Raw genomic sequence first — 19,229 nt, 5'->3', positions numbered from 1 at the left:
ATTTCATTTTAGATTATAAAAAAAGAACTTCACCCATGTTGTCACGGGTGAAGTTCTCTATCAATTCTCACATGTTGGACATATTTATACAAGAAACTTCCTGAAGAACTGCCCTTTATCACTGACGCCCGTTTTGGCGTATACTTTCTTCAGCACGTTTCGCACCGTGCCTTCCGTGATCCCCATCGTATGGGCCATTTGCAAAGCACTCTTGTTTTGCAGCCAACCATAGGCCACTTCTTTCTCCCGGTTGGACAGGTTATAAGGTTCAAATAACAAATATGCTGTTGCTCCGCCGCCAATGGACTGTCTGGTTTTTTTCAACTTCCGCTCAATTTCCTCAATCGTCTTTTTGAGCAGGGGCACTGCAAACGTCACATCCACGTCAGACCCGAATGATAAATCTATATACCCGCAGACCTCATCAAAGATGCGAACGGGCGAACAGATGCAAGTCCAGTCTTTACACAGTTGCATCGTGTGCTGCTCGCCTTGAACGACCACTGTGGATTGCAGTCGCATCGCCAGAGAGACTCCGTTGATTCCCGCCTGTTCAAATGCAAAAGGAGTTCCTACATCCACATTGTATCCGCGGAGCTTTTCGATCATTTCCGCTTGCCCGATCAATTGAATCAAGATCCCGTTCGGATCGGTCACCAGAAAAAAATGGGGAATCCCAATCTCGGTGTCTACCAACGCCAAGTCATGTCCTGCAATTTCAATAAATTCCCTATTCCGATATAAAAGGGACTCGAGAGCTGGCGCGGAAAGTCTGGTCGGTATGTGATCAGCGCTTGGATACTTGAATCGTTTCTCCCAGGCCTCTACCGTATAACGGTCCAAATTGGACAAACCGCTCCAATTCCGGTGAATTTGTTCCGTCGCTTCAAAGACACTCATACGTTTACTCCCCCTTGATCCATACAAGATGATTTCGTTTTGCTCCTCATCTTTAACTCATAAAACGGAATCACTATTTGTAAAAGAAAACAATTCCCTAAACAATTGTACTACAAACTAGTAAGCCTTCCAAGTTTTAAATTATTATTATTTTATCCTTAACGCTTCGTCAGGATCACGAATACAAAAAACGCCATGGAAAAACACCCATGACGTACACTCTTGATAGCTGATGAAGTTGGCGGAGAGGACAGGATTCGAACCTGCGTGGGGTTGCCCCCTAACGGTTTTCAAGACCGCCCCGTTATGACCGCTTCGGTACCTCTCCAGGAAAACAGACGCGAAGGTCTGTTAGATCGACGAACGCCCGATCTGGGTGCCTTTCTTGCTTGCTTTCAGATCGACGTTGGAGTTTTGGAGCAGCGGCAGCATCTTGGTGGTGCTCTCCATCGGATGCGAACACAGACGGCACGTAGGCGTCACTTCAAACGCAAAATTATCCCGCATCCAGCCTTTGCAACCTTCTTGGGTGCAGGACCAGATCGCCGTGACCCCCTCTGGGAGTTCGACCGGTTTTGCTCGATTGTACATGGATGATCCCTCCTCAAAATGTTCGGACAAAAGAAAAACTGCCCCTAACCAGGTTAAGGGCAGTCATTCTGTCTGACATTACAGCTTTACAACGTTTTCAGCTTGCGGGCCGCGGTTGCCTTCAACAACGTTGAATTGTACGCGTTGGCCTTCGTCGAGGGTCTTGAAGCCTTCGCCGGTGATAGCGGAGAAGTGTACGAATACGTCGCTGCCGCCTTCAACCTCGATGAAACCGAAACCTTTGTCAGCGTTGAACCATTTAACGGTACCGTTTTGCATTAGAAAAAACCTCCAGATAATGGGAATTGTTAACATGCGCTTCTTATTCACCGTAATAAATAAAATTCACACATTGGAAAAGGTTCCATCTCCTCATGATAACCCTTTACAACAAGTGAATTCAGGTCTCATCTTTGGAACTGTTATAAGCATACCACATTTAGAATCAATTGCAAGCGGTTGAGCGAAAAAGAAAAAATTGGAGGAACCTGACACTTCGCACTTTATCTAAAAAAGCTGACGTCTGCCCGACCCGGACGTCAGCTCGACACGCCTATCTTTTTGGCACCGGTCGAACACCGGACTGAATTCGATCCTGCACGTAGGGCCATGTTTCATCGACGCACAGGGCTGCCTTGTCCTGATGATCCAGGTGCCCTGCCGCTTCGGGAAACTCGTACGGAACAGTTGGAGCGTCTTTTGGAAACAGTCTTTCCAGACCGCCGCATCCTCTTCGCCCCGCATGCCCACGTACGGGAAGTGATGCAGGATCTTTCCGAACACACGCTGGCAGTCTTCCGCGTATTTTTGCGTGTCCAAGATGTGTTGGTGCCAGAACAGATCGATGTCCTTGGTCGGTACCAAGTAACGTTCCGGGAATTTGAGGTTCAGGTAAAAAAAGCAACGATACACCTCCCCGACCGCATCCGCCTTTTCCAGCGTCCAGCCGTGTCCCTCACCTTCCTCGATCAACTTGGCTTTCATCGGCTCCAAGTCCAATGCGTTGATCGCTTGACTCGGTGTCATCACCCGTTGATAGTCTGCCATCGTGCTCACTCTCCTTCCAGGACTTCCGTTGCATAGTCCATAGATATGTTGAATGAGCATATGACATGACGTAAGAACTGATTTTTCCGAAAGATAAAAAGCGACATGGGTACATCGTACCCCCACATTTCTCATAAAAAAACTGTCACGCACCACCGGGGTCGGGATTCGTGACAGCGGGCAGATCGTTTCTTACTCTTCAATCGAGCCGCCGATGCTTCGCAGATGCTCCCGGAAGGAATACTCGGCGTTTGCAGACCGTTTGTCCAGATAGTCAGAAAAACGCAATTGATCACGGAGCGTCTGTCCGGAGCGGATCATCTCCGCTTGGCGGCGTTCCGTTTGTGCGATGGTGCTGGCGACGGCCATCAACTGCTGGAGGTCGGCGTCTCCGGGTACGAACAGGGCACCGTCACTGTCCGCGAACACAACGTCCTCTCGACCGACCGTAAAGCCCCCGAAAGAAGCGGTATGCAACGCGTCGGACTGACGCGGGTCCAGCCTTTGCGGACCGGACGGCACGGCTCCATAACTATAGACCGGGAAATCGATCTCCAGCAGTTCTGACGTATCGCGATGCAAGCCCCATACCACAATCCCCGCCAGCTCACTGGCTTTGGCTTCCAAGACGGTCAGGTCGCCGATGCAAGCTTCGTCGACTCGGCCTTGATTGTCGATGACCAGCACATCCCCGGCCGTTGCGGTGTGCATCGCTTCCAAAAAGATGTCGACGCTGCCGTAATGTCTCGCCGGCAACACACGGCCTGCTGTGCGCGTCCCAGGCTGCAGCGGACGAAGACCGGCGGGTGCCATCCGATACGGGATCTGCAAGCGCAAACACGCGTCGGCGACCAGCGGCGTGGAGAGATGAGCAAAAGCGGTTTGCAATTGTTGGTTGTCCATGAGCGGGCTCCCTTCACCAATCGTTCTTGTGGTCAGTTTGTCGTTGCTCTCAGCCTAACATCTGCAATGGATGTTTAACAACAGAAAAAATAAAAAAGCTGACGGTAGTAGAACCATCAGCTACGACGATACGTTTGGCTGGATCTCGACTGTTTTTTGCTTTTTCACCATCTGCAGAGAATAGAGCACCAAAGCACTCCAGATCAAACCGAAGCTGGTCATCTCCACGACCGTAAAGTCCTCTCCAAACGCCAAGACCCCGATCAAAAGAGAAATCGTCGGCGACAAGTACTGAATGAAGCCGATCACCGTGAAAGGCAGCCGCTTCACACCTTCTGCAAAGAACAACAACGGCAACGCCGTCGCAACTCCCGACAGCGTGAGACCTGCCAGCTCCCACCCTGACAAGACAGACAAAGCCTGCCCGCCCTGGGCAAAGAAGAACAGATAGAACAACGCAAACGGCAACACGATCACCGTCTCCAGCGACAGACCGACCATCGGGTCCACCTGCACTTTTTTCTTGGTGTATCCATAGATCGAGAACGACAGCGCCAGCGTGATCGCCACCCAAGGAAACTCCCCATAGGATACCGTCATGATCAGCACCCCGATCCCGGCCAGCACAATCGCCGCCCCTTGCCACTTCGACAGGCGCTCCCCGAGCAAAAAGACGCCCACAAACACATTTACCAATGGATTGATATAATACCCGAGACTCGCTTGCAGGATCTGACCGTTGTTGACCGCCCAGATGTAGATCAACCAGTTCAGACTGATCAAAATCGAGCACATCATCACAGCCCACCTGCTCTTTGCATCCGGCAGCCCTTGTTTCAACAGGCCCCACCGTCGCGTGACCGCGATCAGGACCATGACAAACACCACCGACCAAATGATGCGATGGGCCAAGATTTCTCCCGCTCCCACATCCTCATACACCTTCCAGTACAACGGCAAGATCCCCCACATCACATAGGCCAGCAACGCGTACAGATGTCCCAGATTCATCAGTGATGACACACTCATTTCTCCATTATTTCGACTCACGAATCGTTATAGAAACAGTATAACACGTGTACCTTTTATCGAAAAAGCCGGATACGTAAAAAGCTGACAGGCATTTGCCTGTCAGCACATACTGTTTTCGATCTGCAAGTGTGGCACACCGCTCACAATTAGTTGATGGTGTATACGCCGTACCCGACGATGGAGGAGTAGCTGTAGGAAGTGGTGCTGTAGCCCGGGTCGTTGACGTAGAAGGTCGTGCCGCCGTTGTGGCCGGTCAAGAGGACCCAGTGGCCGCCGGAGCGAACGTTTGCCATGATCGCTTTGTTGCCTGCGTCGAGATAAGAACGCAGCGTGGAAGCGGAGAGGGACGTGCCGCCGGTGTAACGGCCTTGGAAGGTGATGCGGGAGGAAAGCTTCGGAAGCGCGCTCCACACCATTAGGTTCCCGGAGTAGCCGCCGTTGGACTTCAACCAGGAGTTCAGGCTGCCCGGGTCAGCAGCCAGGCCGTAGATGGCGATGTTTTTGTGATGCAGCGCCATCGCTGCGGAAGTGACGAGACAGCCGGATTCGCTCATCGTGTCACCGCCGCCCATGAGGTCATCGCCCCACGGAGAGGAGTATTGCTTATACAGCCAGGTGTTGAAGGACGCTTCCGCTTTTTGCGGAGCTACCAGATCGGGAGTGACCACAGCAGCGGTCATGACAGCAGCAGACAGAGCAAGGGTAGCAAACAATTTTTTGAACATGGATGTAAACCTCCGTGAAATAATGTGATAATTTCATTTATCTACAGATTATCATGGATAGTCCATTCAAGTCAATAAATATAGAATAGTTGATTATTTTCAAACAAAAAAAGCAGACTTCCGTAGAAGTCCACTCTAAGACGTGGTTAACAAACCTCCTCGATTCTCCCCAACCGTTCAAACGTGGCCGCGATCTGCTGCGCCATCTCCTCCGTCTCGTTCAGGGACCGCCGGATCGATTCTTGCAACTCATCCACCGCGAGAGTCAAGCGCTCGTCCAGTTCGTTGATTCTATGAGTCAAGCGCTCTTCGCTGGCCTGCACAGCCTCTAAGACATGCACTTTCATGCGTTGCGTCACTGGAAAACGTGCATCAATTCTCGGACTCCTCCTCAGCCGCCTTTACCGAATTCTGCAACTTGTTCCGATTCTCCACGCCGAACTGATCCAACACCCCTTTGTTGTTCGTCAGGTGTTGGCCGTTTTCAAGAAGAAATTTGGTCGCTTTCAACGCTTGCGGATTCTGTTTGAGTTGATCCGACATCGCAGGGTTCACGAGCGATTTTTTGTACCGTTCCATCCCTTTGTTCGAGTCAAGCCTGACGTTCACGTCCTGATCGTCAATGGAAGGCCTTTTGATGACTTGGATTTTATCGGACGCGTCCGCCTTCAATGCATCCGCGATTTCCGCCAATTGCTTGAACAACTCAGGACCGGATAATTCACTGGAATCCTCATGCTGAGGGGATGAGATCCCGCCTGCCAAACTGATGGTGACATTCGAGACCTGTTCGATGTTCTTGCCCGCTTTTTGAAGCGCCGCTTTATACATCGTGGTCAGGAGGCTTGGCGAAGTGAAACTGTCGAAGTGTCCCAGTGCCAACACATCGTCCTCCTCCTCCGTCTGGATCTGAAACCCGACCGCCACACAAGGAGACACCCCGTCCGTATACATCCCGGCCTCGAGTTCCGATTGACTCGCCACCAAAAACATGCCTTGCGGTACCGGCACATCTGCTTTTTTGTTGCTGGCAACTTCCGGCCCGACGAGATCCCGAAAGGCCTTGTACTGGGCGATATATCCTTCCAAGGTCTCAGAAGTAAACTCCTTTTGGTCCATGTACTCATCCACGCTCAGATCGGTCTTATCCCGAATCGTGCCCTTCAACCACTTTTTGAACTTCATCACTTCACCAAACAAGGTCAATTTCTTGTTGATGTTCATGGCAACGCCGAATGCTTGTTGAAACTCCGCGTCTTTCATCCGTTGAATCGGTGGCTGGTTTTGAGCCGCCTGCCTTCTCTGCAACAGCTTTGCGGTGGCTTGGTTGCCGATTTTTTGCTGCATCACCAGAATGGCAGAGTATGCGGCGCTCCCTTGAAGTGATGCTGCGCCCGAGTTGGACTTCGCCGCTTCGTTCGAAACCATCGCGCGATCAGATTGTGCTTGATGCTGGCTCGTCTGCATGTGTAGGTGCTTCCTCCTGAAAGATGCGATTTTTCATTAAATTATACATGAAGAATAGACCTGTCAGCACGTTATCATTCCTGTCTCAAGAGAACCTACAAAAAGAGCCGATGGGTCGTCCGTCCCACCAGCTCCTTACTTCGCCGCACTTATAGCACACACTCGATCCTCTCGATTCGTTCAAATGTGGCCGCGATCTGCAAGGCCATCTCCTCCGTCTCGTCCAAGGAGCGTTGGGACGATGCTTGCAACTCATCCATTCCAGCAGACAGGCGCTCGTCCACTTCCACGATTTTGCGAGTCAACCGTTGTTCGCTGGCTTGTACGGTCTCTTGCACGTACTTTTTCATGCGATGTTCGCTGGCTTGTACGACCTCCTGCACATACCCTTTCATCCGTTGCTCGCTGGCTTGTACAGTCTCTTGCACATACTCTTTCATCCGTTGCTCGCTCTCTTGAATGCTGGTCTGCACAACTTCTTGGACATACACTCTCATGCGTTGCTCGCTTTCTTGTACCGCCTCTCGCACGGTCTCGCCCATCATGCGACCGATCTGCAACAGCAATTGTTCGTTTGTCATCTCGCATCCTCCTCCGCATCTCGCTCTTATACAGACAGCGTAACATCCGCCTGATTGGGTAAACAATCCTAAAGAGGAAGTCATAAAAAAGCTGACAGGCATTTACCTGTCAGCACGTAAACTCGGTCAAACATTATAGGCGGTCATAAACAAAGAGAGTTGACCGATTGGCCAACTCTCCGTTATGTCAGGCATTATTTCATGTTTACATTACTTCGCCGCACTTATAGCACGCCCTCGATCCTCTCGATTCGTTCAAATGTGGCGGCGATCTGCAAAGCCATCTCTTCCGTCTCGTCCAGGGAGCGTTGGGACGATGCTTGCAACTCATCCATTCTAGCAGACAGGCGCTCGTCCACTTCCTCGATTTTGCGAGTCAACCGTTCTTCACTATCCTGTACGACCTCATGCACGTACGCTTTCATCTCCTGGACGGCCTCTCGCACTGTGTCCCCCATCATACGACCAATTTGCAACAGCAACTGTTCGTTTGTCATCCTGCTTCCTCCTCCGCTGACCGCTCTTGTATAAACAGAGTAGCATCTGCCTCGCTAGTAAAACAATCCTAATAACCAAGTCATAAAAAAGCTGACAGGCATTTACCTGTCAGCACGTAATTTGTATGTAGATGGCGGAGAGGACAGGATTTGAACCTGCGTGGGGTTGCCCCTAACGCTTTTCAAGACCGCCCCGTTATGACCACTTCGGTACCTCTCCGTGTGTGAATGCCTGTTATCACGCGGATTTATCGTTGTTGGGTGATTGATTTGGCATGTGGTGTAGCCTTGCGGTCTCATTCTTATAATGATATGTCTTTGTACTATCCCCAAACCTCATTTGGCTATTTAGCAACCCCATCAGGAAATACAACTCGTTATATCATAACCGAACAATTTATCTACATGTTTTTTTGATAGTGCCTCACCAAGCATTAAATCAATTGATTGCTTTCGGAAAACGATGTCTCTATCTCCTACGCACAGCCCACACTTTGTTTTGAAGAGTGATAATAGATTGAAATTTAATGATTTACAAAAATAAATTGTTATTGTATAATTACTTCACATCCCAATTCAAAGGAGGTTTTCTCATGAAAAAAGCTCTTGCTTTACTGGGTCTTGTATCGATGATTTCCTTTTCGATGGTTGGAGTAGCCGCTGCAACGAACACGACCGAATCGTTAGAATGTCCTTATGTTCCTGGGTATTCCGGTTGCGAATAAATTATTGGATGCTGTACGAGAAGAGACCACTCGAAGTGGTCTCTTCTTTGCGTAGAAACCTTATAGCCGATTGAGTCCTCCTTGGATAGACCCCATACAACGCAAAAGCCGACAGGATTGCTCCTATCGGCATGAGTAACAGTTTCCAAGTAAGGTGAGTATGGCGGAGAGGACAGGATTCGAACCTGCGTGGGGTTGCCCCCTAACGGTTTTCAAGACCGCCCCGTTATGACCACTTCGGTACCTCTCCGTGTGTGTGAAAGTTACTTTTATACTATACAAGGTCAGGCGTGACTCGTCAAGAAGATATCGATTCCAGAAGTGCCAACACTTTTTCTAATTACAAATTAACTCGCACCTCACATTTTACTGAAAATTGTGCAGGATTCCTCTTGTTCTTCATAGAATTTTTGTACGAACTTTCTAAATTCGTACTGCTAACAGGAGGGATCGGTATGGCGAATGCGAGGCAGCAGCGGAAGGCGCTGATCGCGAGTTTGGTGGGCAACTCGATTGAGTGGTATGACTATTTCCTGTACGGGACGGCGACGGCGTTGGTGTTTAACAAGCTGTTCTTCCCGAGCTTTGACCCGGTAGTGGGGCTGATGCTCTCCTATCTGACCTTTGCGTTGCCGTTCTTTATCCGGCCGCTGGGCGGGATCGTGTTTGCGCACATCGGCGACCGCATCGGGCGCAAAAAGACACTGGTGGCGACGTTGATGCTGATGGGCGTGTCGACCGTCCTGATCGGCTTGCTGCCCAGTTACGAGTCGATCGGGGTGTTGGCTCCGATCTTGCTCGTGACGCTGCGTGTGATCCAAGGGATGGGCATCGGCGGCGAGTGGGGCGGTGCGCTGTTGATCGCGGTGGAGCACTCGGATGAAAAGAAGCGGGCGTTGTACGGGTCGGTGCCGCAGATGGGAGTGCCGATCGGGCTGTTGCTCGGGACGTTTGCGATGTCGCTGACAACGTTCCTGACGACAGACGAGCAGTTTCTCTCTTGGGGCTGGCGTGTGCCGTTCCTGATCTCGGCTGTGCTCGTGGGGGTGGGCTTCTGGATTCGCAACGGGGTTGAAGAGTCGGAGGCGTTCCAGAAGGTCAAAGAAAGCGGCGAGGTGGCGAAGGTGCCGCTGGTGGAGACGCTCAAACATCATTGGAAGGAAGTCCTGCTCGCCACCGGGATGAAAGTGGTGGAGACCGCTCCGTTCTATATCTTCTCGACGTTTATCATCTCGTATGCGACGAAGTTTGTGAACATGGATCGCACCGTCGTGCTCAACTCGATCACGATCTCGACGCTGGTCTGTGTGCTGCTGATCCCGGTGATGGGCCGCCTGGCCGACCGGGTCGGTCGCCGTCCGCTCTATCTGTGGGGCACGGTGGCGATGATCTTGTACACGTTCCCCTACTTCATGCTGGTGAATACGGGATCGAACGGGCTGCTTATTCTCGCCAACGTGATCGGTCTTGGCATCATCTGGACCCCGATCACGGCGGTGCTCGGCACGCTGTACTCGGAGATCTTCTCCACGAAGGTCCGCTACACCGGCGTAACGCTCGGCTACCAGCTCGGAGCGGCTCTTGCCGGGGGTACGGCACCCCTGATCGCAACGGCGTTGCTGAGCCGGTATGACAACTCCTACGTGCCGGTCGCGATCTATCTCATGCTGGCGAGCTCGCTGTCGTTGCTGGCGATCCTCCTGACGAAAGAGACGAAAGGCCGGATGATTCACTAGCCTTGCCGCCATACTACTGGTAAGTAAAGGGGGTATGGGCTGTGAAAAAGAGATCATCCCGCGCCAATCCGCTCGGACTCGCCTTGACGGTCGCCGGGGTTGTGCTCGCCCTGTCGCCGGATGCGCGGCGGGCGGCGAAACGGGCGTTGTCGTCCGGTGCGACACGGTTGTTAGGTTCAGTAGACGGCGGTCGCCTTGCGCAGGGCATGCGGCGCGACAGCAGACCGGCCTCGCAAGCAAAGGCGCACACGCTTTTGACAGGCAGCGGCCCCGCCGCACAGAAGCCGTCGGAGCCTGACACCCAGTTTCTGCAATCGGTCGTCGAGCCGAACGGCGATATGATCACCCGTCCGGCGGATCGGCCGGATCTCGGGGAAAACGGGATCTCGGATGAATCGTTGCTTCATTAATAGGAGACTCCCTGTGTAACCGAAAAACCACAGTCCCGTGCGGACTGTGGTTTTTTTCTGCAACATGGCCAACCTGCCCCGCATACGGTTTACCACAGCCCTCTATTTTGGCATGAGAAAGGAGGAAGGTACGATGATGTTCTGTCGCTACCAAGCCTATAAATTCTGGGCTGCGCTGTTCTTTGCGGGTGCCCTCGCGAGTTTCGCGATGAAGTAAGGGAAGAGGTCGAAACAAACGCAAGAAAAAAGGTTCTTGGAGATCTCCAAGAACCTTTTTTCCTGTCTTCAGTTGGTGCGGTCGAGAAGACTCGAACTTCCACGGGGAAACCCCACACGCCCCTCAAGCGTGCGCGTCTGCCATTCCGCCACGACCGCATATCGAGATAAGGTGAAAATGGAGCGGAAGACGGGATTCGAACCCGCGACCCTCGCCTTGGCAAGGCGATGCTCTACCCCTGAGCCACTTCCGCAGACAAAGGAATGACTGGCATTCCTCGACTTAGTAAGATGTTACGATGCCATGTGGTGAGTCATGAAGGACTCGAACCTTCGACCCGCTGATTAAAAGTCAGCTGCTCTACCAACTGAGCTAATGACTCGTCATACTCTATTGAGAAGAAACTATAACCGTGTTGACCGGGTCAACGTCTAATAATATATCAGGTTTCAAAGAAATGTGCAACCTTCTGTTAGAAAAAAGAACGCCTCCAAGATCAGGAAGCGTTCGTTGTCTCCATTAGATCGCGATTTCTTTGACGCCTTCTGCCGGAATGATCAGGGTCGGTTCGGTTTTCGACTTGATCTCTTCGACGGTGTGGCCCGGTGCGACTTCGCGCAGGACGAGGCCATCCGGGGTGACGTCCATGACAGCGAGGTCGGTGATGATGCGGTGAACGACCTGCTTGCCGGTCAGCGGCAGTTTGCACGCGTTGAGGACTTTGGTCTCGCCGTGCTTGTTGGTGTGTTCCATCGTCACGACGACGCGCTTGGCACCGTGGACGAGGTCCATCGCGCCGCCCATGCCTTTGACCATCTTGCCCGGGATCATCCAGTTGGCGAGGTCGCCTTTTTCGGAGACTTCCATCGCGCCGAGGATGGCGATGTCGATGTGGCCGCCGCGGATCATCGCGAACGACTCCGCCGAGGTGAAATACGCCGCGCCGTCGATGGCGGTGACGGTCTCTTTGCCGGCGTTGATCAGGTCGGCGTCGATGTCCGCCTCGGTCGGGTACGGCCCGATGCCGAGCAGCCCGTTCTCAGACTGAAGCACGACGCTCAGACCTTCCGGGATGTGGTTGGCGACGAGCGTCGGGATGCCGATGCCGAGGTTGACGTAGAAGCCGTCTTGGATTTCTTGCGCTGCACGTTGTACGATTTGGTCACGAGTCAATGCCATTGGTATTGTGTCCCCTTTCGATCTGTAGAATCAGTCTAGCCCTGACGCACAGTGCGTCGTTCGATGCGCTTCTCAAACGTCCCTTGAAGCACGCGCTGCACGTAGATGCTCGGGGTATGGATGTGATCCGGATCGATGGCGCCGTTTTCGACGATCTCTTCGACTTCGGCGATGGTGATCGCACCGGCCGATGCCATCATCGGGTTGAAGTTCATCGTGGTCTTGCGATAGACGAGGTTGCCCATCTTGTCGGCGGTATGCGCTTTCACGAGCGAGAAATCAGCTTTGAGCGCGTATTCGAGGATGTATTCTTTGCCGTCGATGACGCGGGTCTCTTTGCCTTCTGCCACCGGAGTGCCGACGCCCGCCGGGGTGAAGAACGCCGGGATGCCGGCGCCGCCTGCACGGCAACGCTCTGCCAGGGTGCCCTGCGGCACGAGTTCGACTTCGAGCTCGCCGGAGAGGAACTGACGCTCAAACTCTTTGTTTTCGCCGACGTAGGAAGAGATCATCTTCTTGATCTGGCGGTTTTGCAGCAGCAGGCCGAGGCCCCAGTCGTCAACGCCGCAGTTGTTGGAGATGACGGTGAGATCTTTGACGCCTTTGTCGCGCAGAGCGAGGATGAGGTTTTCCGGAATCCCGCACAGGCCGAAGCCGCCGACCATCAGAGTCGCGCCGTCGTGGATATCCGCGACCGCTTCTTGGTAATTGGTATAGACTTTGTTCATGGTGTGACCCCCTTATGTATGTGCCCGTCAATCTGGCAGGGTTTATGAAAGCTTATTCATAGTGTTATGATAACATTTATCCGCAAATAAAAAAACTGGCTGGAACAGGACATTCTCCGCACAGTTTGATTTGAGTATGCGAAAAGGACACTGTCTGATGACAGCGTCCTGTGCTATATCCGGATAGGCTCGTACCCTAATATAAATGGTGGGCCCAAGAAGATTCGAACTTCCGACCTCACGATTATCAGTCGTGCGCTCTAGCCAACTGAGCTATGGGCCCGTATAAAAATGGAGCGGAAGACGGGATTCGAACCCGCGACCCTCGCCTTGGCAAGGCGATGCTCTACCCCTGAGCCACTTCCGCATCGGGTGATGTTGCTTTTTCAAAAGAGAATGGTGGCTCGGGACGGAATCGAACCGCCGACACGAGGATTTTCAGTCCTCTGCTCTACCAACTGAGCTACCGAGCCTTGTATTGCGTTGTAAAAATGGCGGAGCTGACGGGATTCGAACCCGCGGTCTCCCGCGTGACAGGCGGGCATGTTAGGCCACTACACCACAGCTCCGTATTGGTGACTCGTACGGGATTCGAACCCGTGAATGCCGCCTTGAAAGGGCGGTGAGTTAAGCCGCTTCTCCAACGAGCCAAAATGGTGCCCTTTACCGGAATCGAACCGATGACCTCATCCTTACCATGGATGCGCTCTACCGACTGAGCTAAAAGGGCGGGGAAATGGTGGAGATAAGCGGATTCGAACCGCTGACCCCCTGCTTGCAAGGCAGGTGCTCTACCAACTGAGCTATACCCCCATAAATGGTGCGGTCGAGAAGACTCGAACTTCCACGGGGAAACCCCACACGCCCCTCAAGCGTGCGCGTCTGCCATTCCGCCACGACCGCATGTTATAAAAATGGTGAGTCATGAAGGACTCGAACCTTCGACCCGCTGATTAAAAGTCAGCTGCTCTACCAACTGAGCTAATGACTCATGCTGTGTTTCAAACTGAACTGCTTTCGTTCTCGTCGGTGGCGATCTCTCGCGGCGACAGGTGTAAATATATCATGACTGCCTGCTAGATTGCAAGAGGTTTTTGCAAAAAAAATCGGGAGCCTAGTGGGCGGCTCCCGAACCCCATGCTTGCAGGGCTTTTGCTTCTTTCTCGGGATCGAGCCCCGCCTTGCGTTCGAGGTCGGCCGGACGCGTCCGATCCCAGGCCAGCGTGTCGCGCACGGTGTCCAAGATCGGACGCGCCGTGAAGCCGCCGGCAAACGCTTTGTCGTTGTTGATCTCGTACATGCCGATCGGACCGTCGGACGGCAGCCAGAGCGGCAGTTCGCCCCACGGTGCGATCTCTTGCTCTTTCAGAAAGGACTCTGCTGCGTATGCAATCTGTGCGTCGCTGCCGGACGCGATTTTGCAAGCTTCCAAGATCTCTTCCATCGTCGTCGCAGCCCCGCTGCAATTGCAGACACCGGTCAGTCTCGCCTCTACGCTGCGCACGATCCACGCTGCGAGGTCGCGCACGTCGACGACGGTGATCGGTCGCCCCTGCATGTCCGGAGCCAGTACGCGGCCTCCTTTGGCGATGCGCGACGGCCAGTAGGTGAAGCGGTCGCTGTAGTCGTGCGGACCGACGATCAACCCGGCGCGGATGTGCAAGGCACGCCCCGGCATCACATCTTCAATCGCTTCTTCGCACAACGCTTTGAGCGCGCCGTAGTATTCGTTGTACGCCGGACCGGAGTTGCCCGTCTGGATCTCGTCCAGTTTGTCCTGCGGCATGGTCGCGACGGCGGACGATTCGTCGACCGGCTGCGACAGGTCGGCATAGACGGAGGCACTGGAGATAAACGTGTAGTGCCCGACGTGATCTTTCAACAGCTCGGCCGACATCCGCACGATGCGCGGGTAAAAGCCGCAGGTGTCGATCACAGCGTCCCATCTGCGCCCTTGCAGTGCGTCGAGTCCTCCGTCCCGGTCGCCCGTCAGCTTTTCCACCTGCGGGAAGACGTGCGGGTCAAACTGGCCGCGATTGAACAGCGTGACCTCGTGACCGCGTTCCAGCGCGTTTTCGACGAGGTAGCGACCGAGAAAACGGGTACCGCCCAAAATCAAAAGTTTCATCGTGACAACCTCCCCTTTCAAGAGACTCCATAAGGAAGCTCCTCCTACCCTATTTCGCAACCTGTCAAAAAATACCTTCTCAAAAGAAAAGTGCCCCGGTGCAGTTACCGGGACACTTGCTTCCATGCGGTCATCAATCGATCTGTGACCGGGCCGATCTTTCCGTCTCCCAACGGGGTTCCCTCGATGGAGACGGCGGGGATCAGTCCGACGACGGAGCTGGTGGTGAACGCTTCTGTCGCCGTCCGAAGATCCTCTACACCAAAGCGATGCTCGCGAACGTCGAGGCCCGCTTCGCGAGCCTCCCGGATCGCCCAGGCGCGGGTGATGCCGGGAAGGATGCCGGTGTCGAGCGAGGGGGTCCAGAGCTGACCGTCGACGACGAAGAACAGATTGGACACTGCGCCTTCTGCGACAAAGCCGGTCGCCGTGAGTTGGATGCCCTCTGCGGCACCGCGCTGTTCGAGCTCGCGGTACGCGAGGAGGGAGTTGAGGTAGTTGTGCGATTTGACGCGGACGGGTGTTTCCGGGGTTTGGCGCAGGGTCTCGAAGACGATGAGATCACGACCCGTCTCGTAGACGCGGGCCGAGGGCAGCACCAACTCTTTGACGTAGATCACCAAGGTCGGCCGGGCGCACGTTTGGCCGCTCGGACCGAGCGCGCCTTCCCCGCGCGTGACGGTGAGGCGGACGTAGGCTTCTGCGAGCGCGTTGGCTTGTACGGTCTCGATGATCCACGCTTCCAACTCTGCGTCACTCCACGGCACGGAGAGGCCGATCGAGACAGCCGACTCGCGCAGTCTCGCCGCATGCTCCAGCCAAAACATCGGGCGGCCGCCGACGGTGCGCATCGTTTCAAACAGCCCGGCTCCGTACAGAAATCCGTGATCGAGCACCGAAACTGTCGCTTCGGCGACGGGCACGATACGGCCGTTCAGACAGACGTGCATGCCAGCCCCTGCCGTTCGAGGAAGTTTTGCAACAGTTGTTTGCCGTGTTCGGTGAGGATCGCTTCCGGGTGAAACTGGACGCCCTCCACCGCCAGTTCGCGATGGCGCAAGGCCATGATCTCCCCTTCTTCCGTCCAAGCGGTGATCTCGAGGCACTCCGGGAACGACTCGCGCTCGACCAGCAGCGAATGGTAGCGGCAGGCTGTGAAGGGGCTCGGCACGTCTTGGAAGACGCTGCGGCCGTCGTGGAAGACTTTCGACGTTTTGCCGTGCATCAGCCGTTCGGCCCGGATGACGGTGCCGCCGAACGCCTGCGCGATCGACTGGTGCCCGAGGCAGACGCCAAGCAGCGGGATCTGCCCGGCAAACCGGCGGATCACATCGAGCGACACGCCCGCTTCGTTCGGCGTGCACGGGCCGGGCGAGATGACGATGACGCGGGGGTTCATTTGCTCGATCTCCTCGACGGTGATTTCATCATTGCGGCGAACGACCAGTTCGTGACCCATTTCACCGAGATACTGGACAAGATTAAAGACAAACGAGTCATAGTTGTCGATCATCAAAATCATCGAATCGCACCTCCCTTGCTGCGGCAGACTCGTGCGTGATCCTGTTCGCCGACATGTTGCTCGTGTTGGCATCCATCGCAGTCTTTGCTGTCGATCAAGATCATCGGGCTGCCTCCTCCTCGCGTTTTTTGGCTTCGGCCGCTTCGATGGCGACCCAGACCGCTTTGGCTTTGCGCAGGGATTCTTTGTATTCGCGCTCGGGGATCGAGTCGATGACGATGCCCGCTCCGGCCTGCACGTAGCCTTTGCCGTTTTGCACCTGCAGCGTGCGGATGACGATGTTCAGCTCCATGTCGCCGTCGAAGTCGATCCAGCCGATCGAACCGGTGTACAGCCCGCGCCGGGTCGGTTCCAGCTCTTCGATGATCTCCATCGTGCGGATCTTCGGCGCACCGGTGATCGTGCCGCCGGGGAAAGTGGCGCGGATCAGGTCGTAGACGTCCTTGCCCTCGGCCAACTCGCCCCGCACGTTCGAGACGATGTGGTAGACATGGGAATACTCCTCGATCACCATCAGCTCGTTGACTTCCACCGATCCGTAGCGGCAGACGCGCCCGAGGTCGTTGCGCTCCAGATCGACGAGCATGATGTGCTCGGCGATCTCTTTTTCGTTGGTGCGCAGTTCCTCCAGCATCAGGCGGTCGCGCGTGTCATCGCCGGTGCGGGCCCGCGTCCCGGCGATGGGGCGGGTGTCGACCTTGCCGTCGCGGCAGCCGACCAGCAGCTCCGGCGAAGACGAGACGATCTGCAGTTCCGGCAGATGGATGTAGCTCGAATACGGTGACGGGTTGATCTCGCGCAGATGGCGGTAGATCTCGTAAGGTGCCGCCCCCAAGGCGCGCCCTTGGCGGACGGACAGGTTGACCTGAAAGACGTCGCCCGCCCGGATGTACTCCTGCACCGCTTCGACCGCCGCACAGAAGTCTTGCTCCGAGATCGAACGCTCCAACTCGCCCGTTCCCTGCGTCGTCTGCTCAAACGCCGGCACACGGGACGCCCCGCTCCGGGCTTGGAGCTCCAACTCGTCGAGACGCTGTTCACAGGCAGCCCTCGCCGCCTCCAGATCGTCCGCATGGAGGTCGAGGTGCACGATCAGATGCACCTCCCCCGTTCGGTGGTCGACGACGCACAGTTCGTCCACAAACAGCATATAGAGATCGGGGGTCTGCAGGTCATCGTCTGTCGATTCCGGCATGCGTTCGATATAGCGGATCATGTCATAGGAGAGCATTCCGACCGCCCCGCCGCGAAATTTGGGCAGGTGCGGCAGGCGCGGGGCCTGATACTGAGCCATTTTTTCTTTCAAAATATCTAAAGGATTGCCCAGCAGATGCTCGTGTCCGCCGCGATGAATCCACGTGACGTCCTGGTCTTTGCCGATCAGCACGGCAAACGGATCTCCCCCGATAAAGGAGCACTCGCCCATCTTGCCCGACTCCAGCAAAAAGTGACCGTGTCCTTGCCAGCCGAGCCGCTCATACAGGTCGGCCGGATGCGGCGGGATGTCGTGCAGGGTGCGGTGGATCGGATAGAGGCGGAACCCGCGCTCTTTATATGTAAACAAATCGTTGATCTCCAAGGCGAGATTCCTCCACATTGTCATCTGATTTCCCTTCACATTATATCGTACTCAATTTCTGCTGTCGTCCCTCGTCTTTGCACACAGAAAAGACCACCTGCGGGGATCGCAAGGTGGTCTTTGAACGTATTGATTGGAACTGTGGCGGGCAATCCTACCACTTGACGATGAACTCGCCGCCTTCGAGCGGGGAGTCCACTTGCTCGATGCGAACGAGCGTGGAGAATTTGCGGGACAGACCGCGCAGCAGACCGAGGTTGAAGTTTGCCGGGTACGGGTTGTCGCACTTGACATGGTACTTCTTCGGTTCGAGCTGCATCACTTCGTATTTGCCGATGTTGCCGTTGCGGTGGTTCGCTTTGTATGCGAAGTCGAGCGCGACGAGCACCTTTTCGAAGCTGTCGATCTCCGGCGGGAAGACGGAGTTTTTCGGAGCCGTTTTGCCGATCTCGGACAGGATGTTCGGACCGACCGACTTAGCAAGCTCTTTGATGATATCAAGGACAGTGCCCAGCGGATACCAACCGTCCAGTTTGATATCGGTAATTCCTTTTTCTGCAAGCAGTTTGGTCACGCGCGACTGGAATACACCGCAACCTTCGATGATATTCCGCACCGTAGCGCCGTTCGTTTCTACTCGATTGTCAACGCTCATCCCTAGTCCTCCTGTTTCAAAACGAAAGTATGCAAGTATAAGTTTATTTTACCACGGTAAAAGGATCCGTCAATAACCGACTCATTTCGTCACCGTGATTTAGAAGAGAGATTCTCGGTTAAGAGCTCGAATTCCTCCTCTGTAACAGAAAGTTTTAATGAACTGTCCTCTGATTGGGAGAGGAGTCGTCAAACAAGTGTCGAAGTGATTCACAGATTCGAAAGTTTCAGCCAAGGGAGTTGTGTCGAATGATCGCAAACGAAAAAGATTTTGAAAATGCTCTGCGCACAGTTGTCACCACGAAAAAAGATGAGTTTGTCTCGATGGTCACCGAGATCAAGGACAGCTTGAAAGATCCGGGCGAGCTGAAGAAAAAGATCGATCTGGACAAGATCTACTCCGACCTCGACGAGTTTGAAATCGATTTCATCCACGGTGAAGCGTTCGCGTCCCAACTCAAATCGGGCTCGATCTTCCCGAAAGTGGAAGCGAAACACCTGAACAATCCGGAAGCGATCTGGGACCGCCTGATCGACGAGATCGAGTCGGAATACGAGCGTTACTTCTCCACCGAGATCCATCTGATCGTTTGATCTGAGCAGAAATG

Annotated in this window: 22 protein-coding genes and 15 tRNA genes; 4 read left to right on the top strand and 33 right to left on the bottom strand. The window is 54.3% G+C overall.

Annotated features, from left to right (window positions below; translation table 11 throughout):
- Nucleotides 1–84 precede the first annotated feature (84 nt).
- From OS242_RS13210 to OS242_RS13150, 13 genes are all read right to left on the bottom strand, one after another.
- Nucleotides 85–900, bottom strand: a complete 816-nt coding sequence (locus OS242_RS13210; protein ID WP_267152148.1) for a LuxR C-terminal-related transcriptional regulator — start codon at nucleotides 898–900, stop codon at nucleotides 85–87.
- 239 nt (nucleotides 901–1,139) lie between these two features.
- Nucleotides 1,140–1,228: transfer RNA gene (locus OS242_RS13205), tRNA-Ser, on the bottom strand.
- 23 nt (nucleotides 1,229–1,251) lie between these two features.
- The gene (locus tag OS242_RS13200; protein ID WP_267152147.1) at nucleotides 1,252–1,491 is read right to left on the bottom strand and encodes a cold-shock protein; all 240 of its coding nucleotides are present in this window, start codon (nucleotides 1,489–1,491) and stop codon (nucleotides 1,252–1,254) included.
- A gap of 78 nt (nucleotides 1,492–1,569) precedes the next feature.
- The gene (locus tag OS242_RS13195; protein WP_267152146.1) at nucleotides 1,570–1,770 is read right to left on the bottom strand and encodes a cold-shock protein; all 201 of its coding nucleotides are present in this window, start codon (nucleotides 1,768–1,770) and stop codon (nucleotides 1,570–1,572) included.
- A gap of 228 nt (nucleotides 1,771–1,998) precedes the next feature.
- Nucleotides 1,999–2,538: a glycine-rich domain-containing protein gene (locus OS242_RS13190; protein ID WP_267152145.1), complete on the bottom strand. Its 540-nt coding sequence runs from the start codon at nucleotides 2,536–2,538 to the stop codon at nucleotides 1,999–2,001.
- Nucleotides 2,539–2,730: 192 nt separating this feature from the next.
- Nucleotides 2,731–3,441 (bottom strand): RraA family protein, encoded by a 711-nt coding sequence (locus OS242_RS13185; protein ID WP_267152144.1) that lies wholly within the window; start codon nucleotides 3,439–3,441, stop codon nucleotides 2,731–2,733.
- 120 nt (nucleotides 3,442–3,561) lie between these two features.
- Nucleotides 3,562–4,464 carry an EamA family transporter RarD gene (gene rarD / locus OS242_RS13180; RefSeq protein ID WP_267152143.1) on the bottom strand — a complete coding sequence of 301 codons (903 nt, stop codon included), beginning with the start codon at nucleotides 4,462–4,464 and terminating at the stop codon, nucleotides 3,562–3,564.
- Nucleotides 4,465–4,619: 155 nt separating this feature from the next.
- Nucleotides 4,620–5,198: a C39 family peptidase gene (locus OS242_RS13175; protein ID WP_267152142.1), complete on the bottom strand. Its 579-nt coding sequence runs from the start codon at nucleotides 5,196–5,198 to the stop codon at nucleotides 4,620–4,622.
- A gap of 146 nt (nucleotides 5,199–5,344) precedes the next feature.
- Nucleotides 5,345–5,545 (bottom strand): hypothetical protein, encoded by a 201-nt coding sequence (locus tag OS242_RS13170; RefSeq protein WP_267152141.1) that lies wholly within the window; start codon nucleotides 5,543–5,545, stop codon nucleotides 5,345–5,347.
- A gap of 25 nt (nucleotides 5,546–5,570) precedes the next feature.
- Nucleotides 5,571–6,665 (bottom strand): hypothetical protein, encoded by a 1,095-nt coding sequence (locus OS242_RS13165; RefSeq protein WP_267152140.1) that lies wholly within the window; start codon nucleotides 6,663–6,665, stop codon nucleotides 5,571–5,573.
- Nucleotides 6,666–6,814: 149 nt separating this feature from the next.
- Complete coding sequence (locus OS242_RS13160) at nucleotides 6,815–7,246, bottom strand: hypothetical protein (protein WP_267152139.1); 432 nt, start codon at nucleotides 7,244–7,246, stop codon at nucleotides 6,815–6,817.
- Nucleotides 7,247–7,470: 224 nt separating this feature from the next.
- Nucleotides 7,471–7,743: a hypothetical protein gene (locus OS242_RS13155; RefSeq protein WP_267152138.1), complete on the bottom strand. Its 273-nt coding sequence runs from the start codon at nucleotides 7,741–7,743 to the stop codon at nucleotides 7,471–7,473.
- Nucleotides 7,744–7,875: 132 nt separating this feature from the next.
- A tRNA-Ser gene (locus OS242_RS13150) sits at nucleotides 7,876–7,963 on the bottom strand.
- A gap of 373 nt (nucleotides 7,964–8,336) precedes the next feature.
- Here OS242_RS13150 and OS242_RS13145 point away from each other — a divergent pair.
- Nucleotides 8,337–8,468, top strand: a complete 132-nt coding sequence (locus OS242_RS13145) for a hypothetical protein (protein ID WP_267152137.1) — start codon at nucleotides 8,337–8,339, stop codon at nucleotides 8,466–8,468.
- A 161-nt stretch (nucleotides 8,469–8,629) separates the two neighbouring features.
- Here the strand turns inward: OS242_RS13145 and OS242_RS13140 are convergent.
- Nucleotides 8,630–8,718 (bottom strand) — tRNA-Ser (locus OS242_RS13140).
- Between the two features lie 205 nt (nucleotides 8,719–8,923).
- Here OS242_RS13140 and OS242_RS13135 point away from each other — a divergent pair.
- Entirely contained in the window at nucleotides 8,924–10,204 is a 1,281-nt protein-coding gene (locus OS242_RS13135; RefSeq protein WP_267152136.1) for an MFS transporter, read from the top strand.
- Nucleotides 10,205–10,245: 41 nt separating this feature from the next.
- Nucleotides 10,246–10,614 (top strand): hypothetical protein, encoded by a 369-nt coding sequence (locus OS242_RS13130; protein WP_267152135.1) that lies wholly within the window; start codon nucleotides 10,246–10,248, stop codon nucleotides 10,612–10,614.
- Between the two features lie 290 nt (nucleotides 10,615–10,904).
- On the opposite strand, the gene OS242_RS13125 is transcribed toward OS242_RS13130, so the two are convergent.
- The 19 genes from OS242_RS13125 to OS242_RS13035 all read right to left on the bottom strand — a co-directional run bounded on the left by OS242_RS13125 (nucleotide 10,905) and on the right by OS242_RS13035 (nucleotide 18,622).
- A tRNA-Leu gene (locus tag OS242_RS13125) sits at nucleotides 10,905–10,989 on the bottom strand.
- A 20-nt stretch (nucleotides 10,990–11,009) separates the two neighbouring features.
- Nucleotides 11,010–11,084 (bottom strand) — tRNA-Gly (locus tag OS242_RS13120).
- A gap of 53 nt (nucleotides 11,085–11,137) precedes the next feature.
- Nucleotides 11,138–11,213 (bottom strand) — tRNA-Lys (locus OS242_RS13115).
- A 137-nt stretch (nucleotides 11,214–11,350) separates the two neighbouring features.
- Complete coding sequence (locus OS242_RS13110; protein WP_267152134.1) at nucleotides 11,351–12,010, bottom strand: CoA transferase subunit B; 660 nt, start codon at nucleotides 12,008–12,010, stop codon at nucleotides 11,351–11,353.
- Between the two features lie 35 nt (nucleotides 12,011–12,045).
- The gene (locus tag OS242_RS13105; protein ID WP_267152133.1) at nucleotides 12,046–12,738 is read right to left on the bottom strand and encodes a CoA transferase subunit A; all 693 of its coding nucleotides are present in this window, start codon (nucleotides 12,736–12,738) and stop codon (nucleotides 12,046–12,048) included.
- A 206-nt stretch (nucleotides 12,739–12,944) separates the two neighbouring features.
- Nucleotides 12,945–13,021, bottom strand: a tRNA-Ile gene (locus tag OS242_RS13100).
- Nucleotides 13,022–13,030: 9 nt separating this feature from the next.
- Nucleotides 13,031–13,105 (bottom strand) — tRNA-Gly (locus OS242_RS13095).
- Nucleotides 13,106–13,135: 30 nt separating this feature from the next.
- Nucleotides 13,136–13,211, bottom strand: a tRNA-Phe gene (locus OS242_RS13090).
- 19 nt (nucleotides 13,212–13,230) lie between these two features.
- Nucleotides 13,231–13,307: transfer RNA gene (locus OS242_RS13085), tRNA-Asp, on the bottom strand.
- 4 nt (nucleotides 13,308–13,311) lie between these two features.
- Nucleotides 13,312–13,388, bottom strand: a tRNA-Glu gene (locus tag OS242_RS13080).
- Between the two features lie 4 nt (nucleotides 13,389–13,392).
- Nucleotides 13,393–13,468 (bottom strand) — tRNA-Thr (locus OS242_RS13075).
- 7 nt (nucleotides 13,469–13,475) lie between these two features.
- A tRNA-Ala gene (locus tag OS242_RS13070) sits at nucleotides 13,476–13,551 on the bottom strand.
- Nucleotides 13,552–13,556: 5 nt separating this feature from the next.
- Nucleotides 13,557–13,641, bottom strand: a tRNA-Leu gene (locus OS242_RS13065).
- Between the two features lie 12 nt (nucleotides 13,642–13,653).
- Nucleotides 13,654–13,729 (bottom strand) — tRNA-Lys (locus OS242_RS13060).
- 123 nt (nucleotides 13,730–13,852) lie between these two features.
- Nucleotides 13,853–14,866 carry an NAD-dependent epimerase/dehydratase family protein gene (locus OS242_RS13055; protein WP_267152132.1) on the bottom strand — a complete coding sequence of 338 codons (1,014 nt, stop codon included), beginning with the start codon at nucleotides 14,864–14,866 and terminating at the stop codon, nucleotides 13,853–13,855.
- Between the two features lie 104 nt (nucleotides 14,867–14,970).
- The gene (locus OS242_RS13050) at nucleotides 14,971–15,816 is read right to left on the bottom strand and encodes an aminotransferase class IV (RefSeq protein ID WP_267152131.1); all 846 of its coding nucleotides are present in this window, start codon (nucleotides 15,814–15,816) and stop codon (nucleotides 14,971–14,973) included.
- The gene (gene pabA / locus OS242_RS13045) at nucleotides 15,801–16,388 is read right to left on the bottom strand and encodes an aminodeoxychorismate/anthranilate synthase component II (RefSeq protein ID WP_267152130.1); all 588 of its coding nucleotides are present in this window, start codon (nucleotides 16,386–16,388) and stop codon (nucleotides 15,801–15,803) included. The genes OS242_RS13050 and pabA overlap by 16 nt, the downstream gene beginning before the upstream one ends.
- A gap of 100 nt (nucleotides 16,389–16,488) precedes the next feature.
- Nucleotides 16,489–17,991, bottom strand: a complete 1,503-nt coding sequence (locus tag OS242_RS13040) for an anthranilate synthase component I family protein (RefSeq protein WP_267152129.1) — start codon at nucleotides 17,989–17,991, stop codon at nucleotides 16,489–16,491.
- Between the two features lie 130 nt (nucleotides 17,992–18,121).
- Nucleotides 18,122–18,622 (bottom strand): hypothetical protein, encoded by a 501-nt coding sequence (locus tag OS242_RS13035; protein WP_267152128.1) that lies wholly within the window; start codon nucleotides 18,620–18,622, stop codon nucleotides 18,122–18,124.
- A 248-nt stretch (nucleotides 18,623–18,870) separates the two neighbouring features.
- Here OS242_RS13035 and OS242_RS13030 point away from each other — a divergent pair, with 248 nt between their 5' ends.
- Nucleotides 18,871–19,215, top strand: coding sequence for a hypothetical protein (locus OS242_RS13030; protein WP_267152127.1), 345 nt, complete (start codon nucleotides 18,871–18,873; stop codon nucleotides 19,213–19,215).
- The last annotated feature ends 14 nt before the right edge of the window (nucleotides 19,216–19,229 follow it).

This window comes from Tumebacillus lacus, from assembly GCF_026410385.1.
In the GTDB taxonomy this organism is placed as follows: Bacteria; Bacillota; Bacilli; order Tumebacillales; family Tumebacillaceae; genus Tumebacillus; species Tumebacillus lacus.
The sequence above is the reverse complement of the archived record's forward strand: the minus strand, read 5'-3'. Positions and strand labels throughout refer to the sequence as shown.

Excerpts from the sequence above, each read along its gene's own strand:
- OS242_RS13210 (WP_267152148.1), bottom strand. The coding sequence starts at position 900 with ATGAGTGTCTTTGAAGCGACGGAACAAATTCACCGGAATTGGAGCGGT.
- OS242_RS13200 (WP_267152147.1), bottom strand. The coding sequence starts at position 1,491 with ATGTACAATCGAGCAAAACCGGTCGAACTCCCAGAGGGGGTCACGGCG.
- OS242_RS13195 (WP_267152146.1), bottom strand. The coding sequence starts at position 1,770 with ATGCAAAACGGTACCGTTAAATGGTTCAACGCTGACAAAGGTTTCGGT.
- OS242_RS13190 (WP_267152145.1), bottom strand. The coding sequence starts at position 2,538 with ATGGCAGACTATCAACGGGTGATGACACCGAGTCAAGCGATCAACGCA.
- OS242_RS13185 (WP_267152144.1), bottom strand. The coding sequence starts at position 3,441 with ATGGACAACCAACAATTGCAAACCGCTTTTGCTCATCTCTCCACGCCG.
- OS242_RS13175 (WP_267152142.1), bottom strand. The coding sequence starts at position 5,198 with ATGTTCAAAAAATTGTTTGCTACCCTTGCTCTGTCTGCTGCTGTCATG.
- OS242_RS13170 (WP_267152141.1), bottom strand. The coding sequence starts at position 5,545 with ATGAAAGTGCATGTCTTAGAGGCTGTGCAGGCCAGCGAAGAGCGCTTG.
- OS242_RS13165 (WP_267152140.1), bottom strand. The coding sequence starts at position 6,665 with ATGCAGACGAGCCAGCATCAAGCACAATCTGATCGCGCGATGGTTTCG.
- OS242_RS13160 (WP_267152139.1), bottom strand. The coding sequence starts at position 7,246 with ATGACAAACGAACAATTGCTGTTGCAGATCGGTCGCATGATGGGCGAG.
- OS242_RS13155 (WP_267152138.1), bottom strand. The coding sequence starts at position 7,743 with ATGACAAACGAACAGTTGCTGTTGCAAATTGGTCGTATGATGGGGGAC.
- OS242_RS13145 (WP_267152137.1), top strand. The coding sequence starts at position 8,337 with ATGAAAAAAGCTCTTGCTTTACTGGGTCTTGTATCGATGATTTCCTTT.
- OS242_RS13135 (WP_267152136.1), top strand. The coding sequence starts at position 8,924 with ATGGCGAATGCGAGGCAGCAGCGGAAGGCGCTGATCGCGAGTTTGGTG.
- OS242_RS13110 (WP_267152134.1), bottom strand. The coding sequence starts at position 12,010 with ATGGCATTGACTCGTGACCAAATCGTACAACGTGCAGCGCAAGAAATC.
- OS242_RS13105 (WP_267152133.1), bottom strand. The coding sequence starts at position 12,738 with ATGAACAAAGTCTATACCAATTACCAAGAAGCGGTCGCGGATATCCAC.
- OS242_RS13055 (WP_267152132.1), bottom strand. The coding sequence starts at position 14,866 with ATGAAACTTTTGATTTTGGGCGGTACCCGTTTTCTCGGTCGCTACCTC.
- OS242_RS13050 (WP_267152131.1), bottom strand. The coding sequence starts at position 15,816 with ATGCACGTCTGTCTGAACGGCCGTATCGTGCCCGTCGCCGAAGCGACA.
- pabA (WP_267152130.1), bottom strand. The coding sequence starts at position 16,388 with ATGATTTTGATGATCGACAACTATGACTCGTTTGTCTTTAATCTTGTC.
- OS242_RS13040 (WP_267152129.1), bottom strand. The coding sequence starts at position 17,991 with ATGACAATGTGGAGGAATCTCGCCTTGGAGATCAACGATTTGTTTACA.
- OS242_RS13035 (WP_267152128.1), bottom strand. The coding sequence starts at position 18,622 with ATGAGCGTTGACAATCGAGTAGAAACGAACGGCGCTACGGTGCGGAAT.
- OS242_RS13030 (WP_267152127.1), top strand. The coding sequence starts at position 18,871 with ATGATCGCAAACGAAAAAGATTTTGAAAATGCTCTGCGCACAGTTGTC.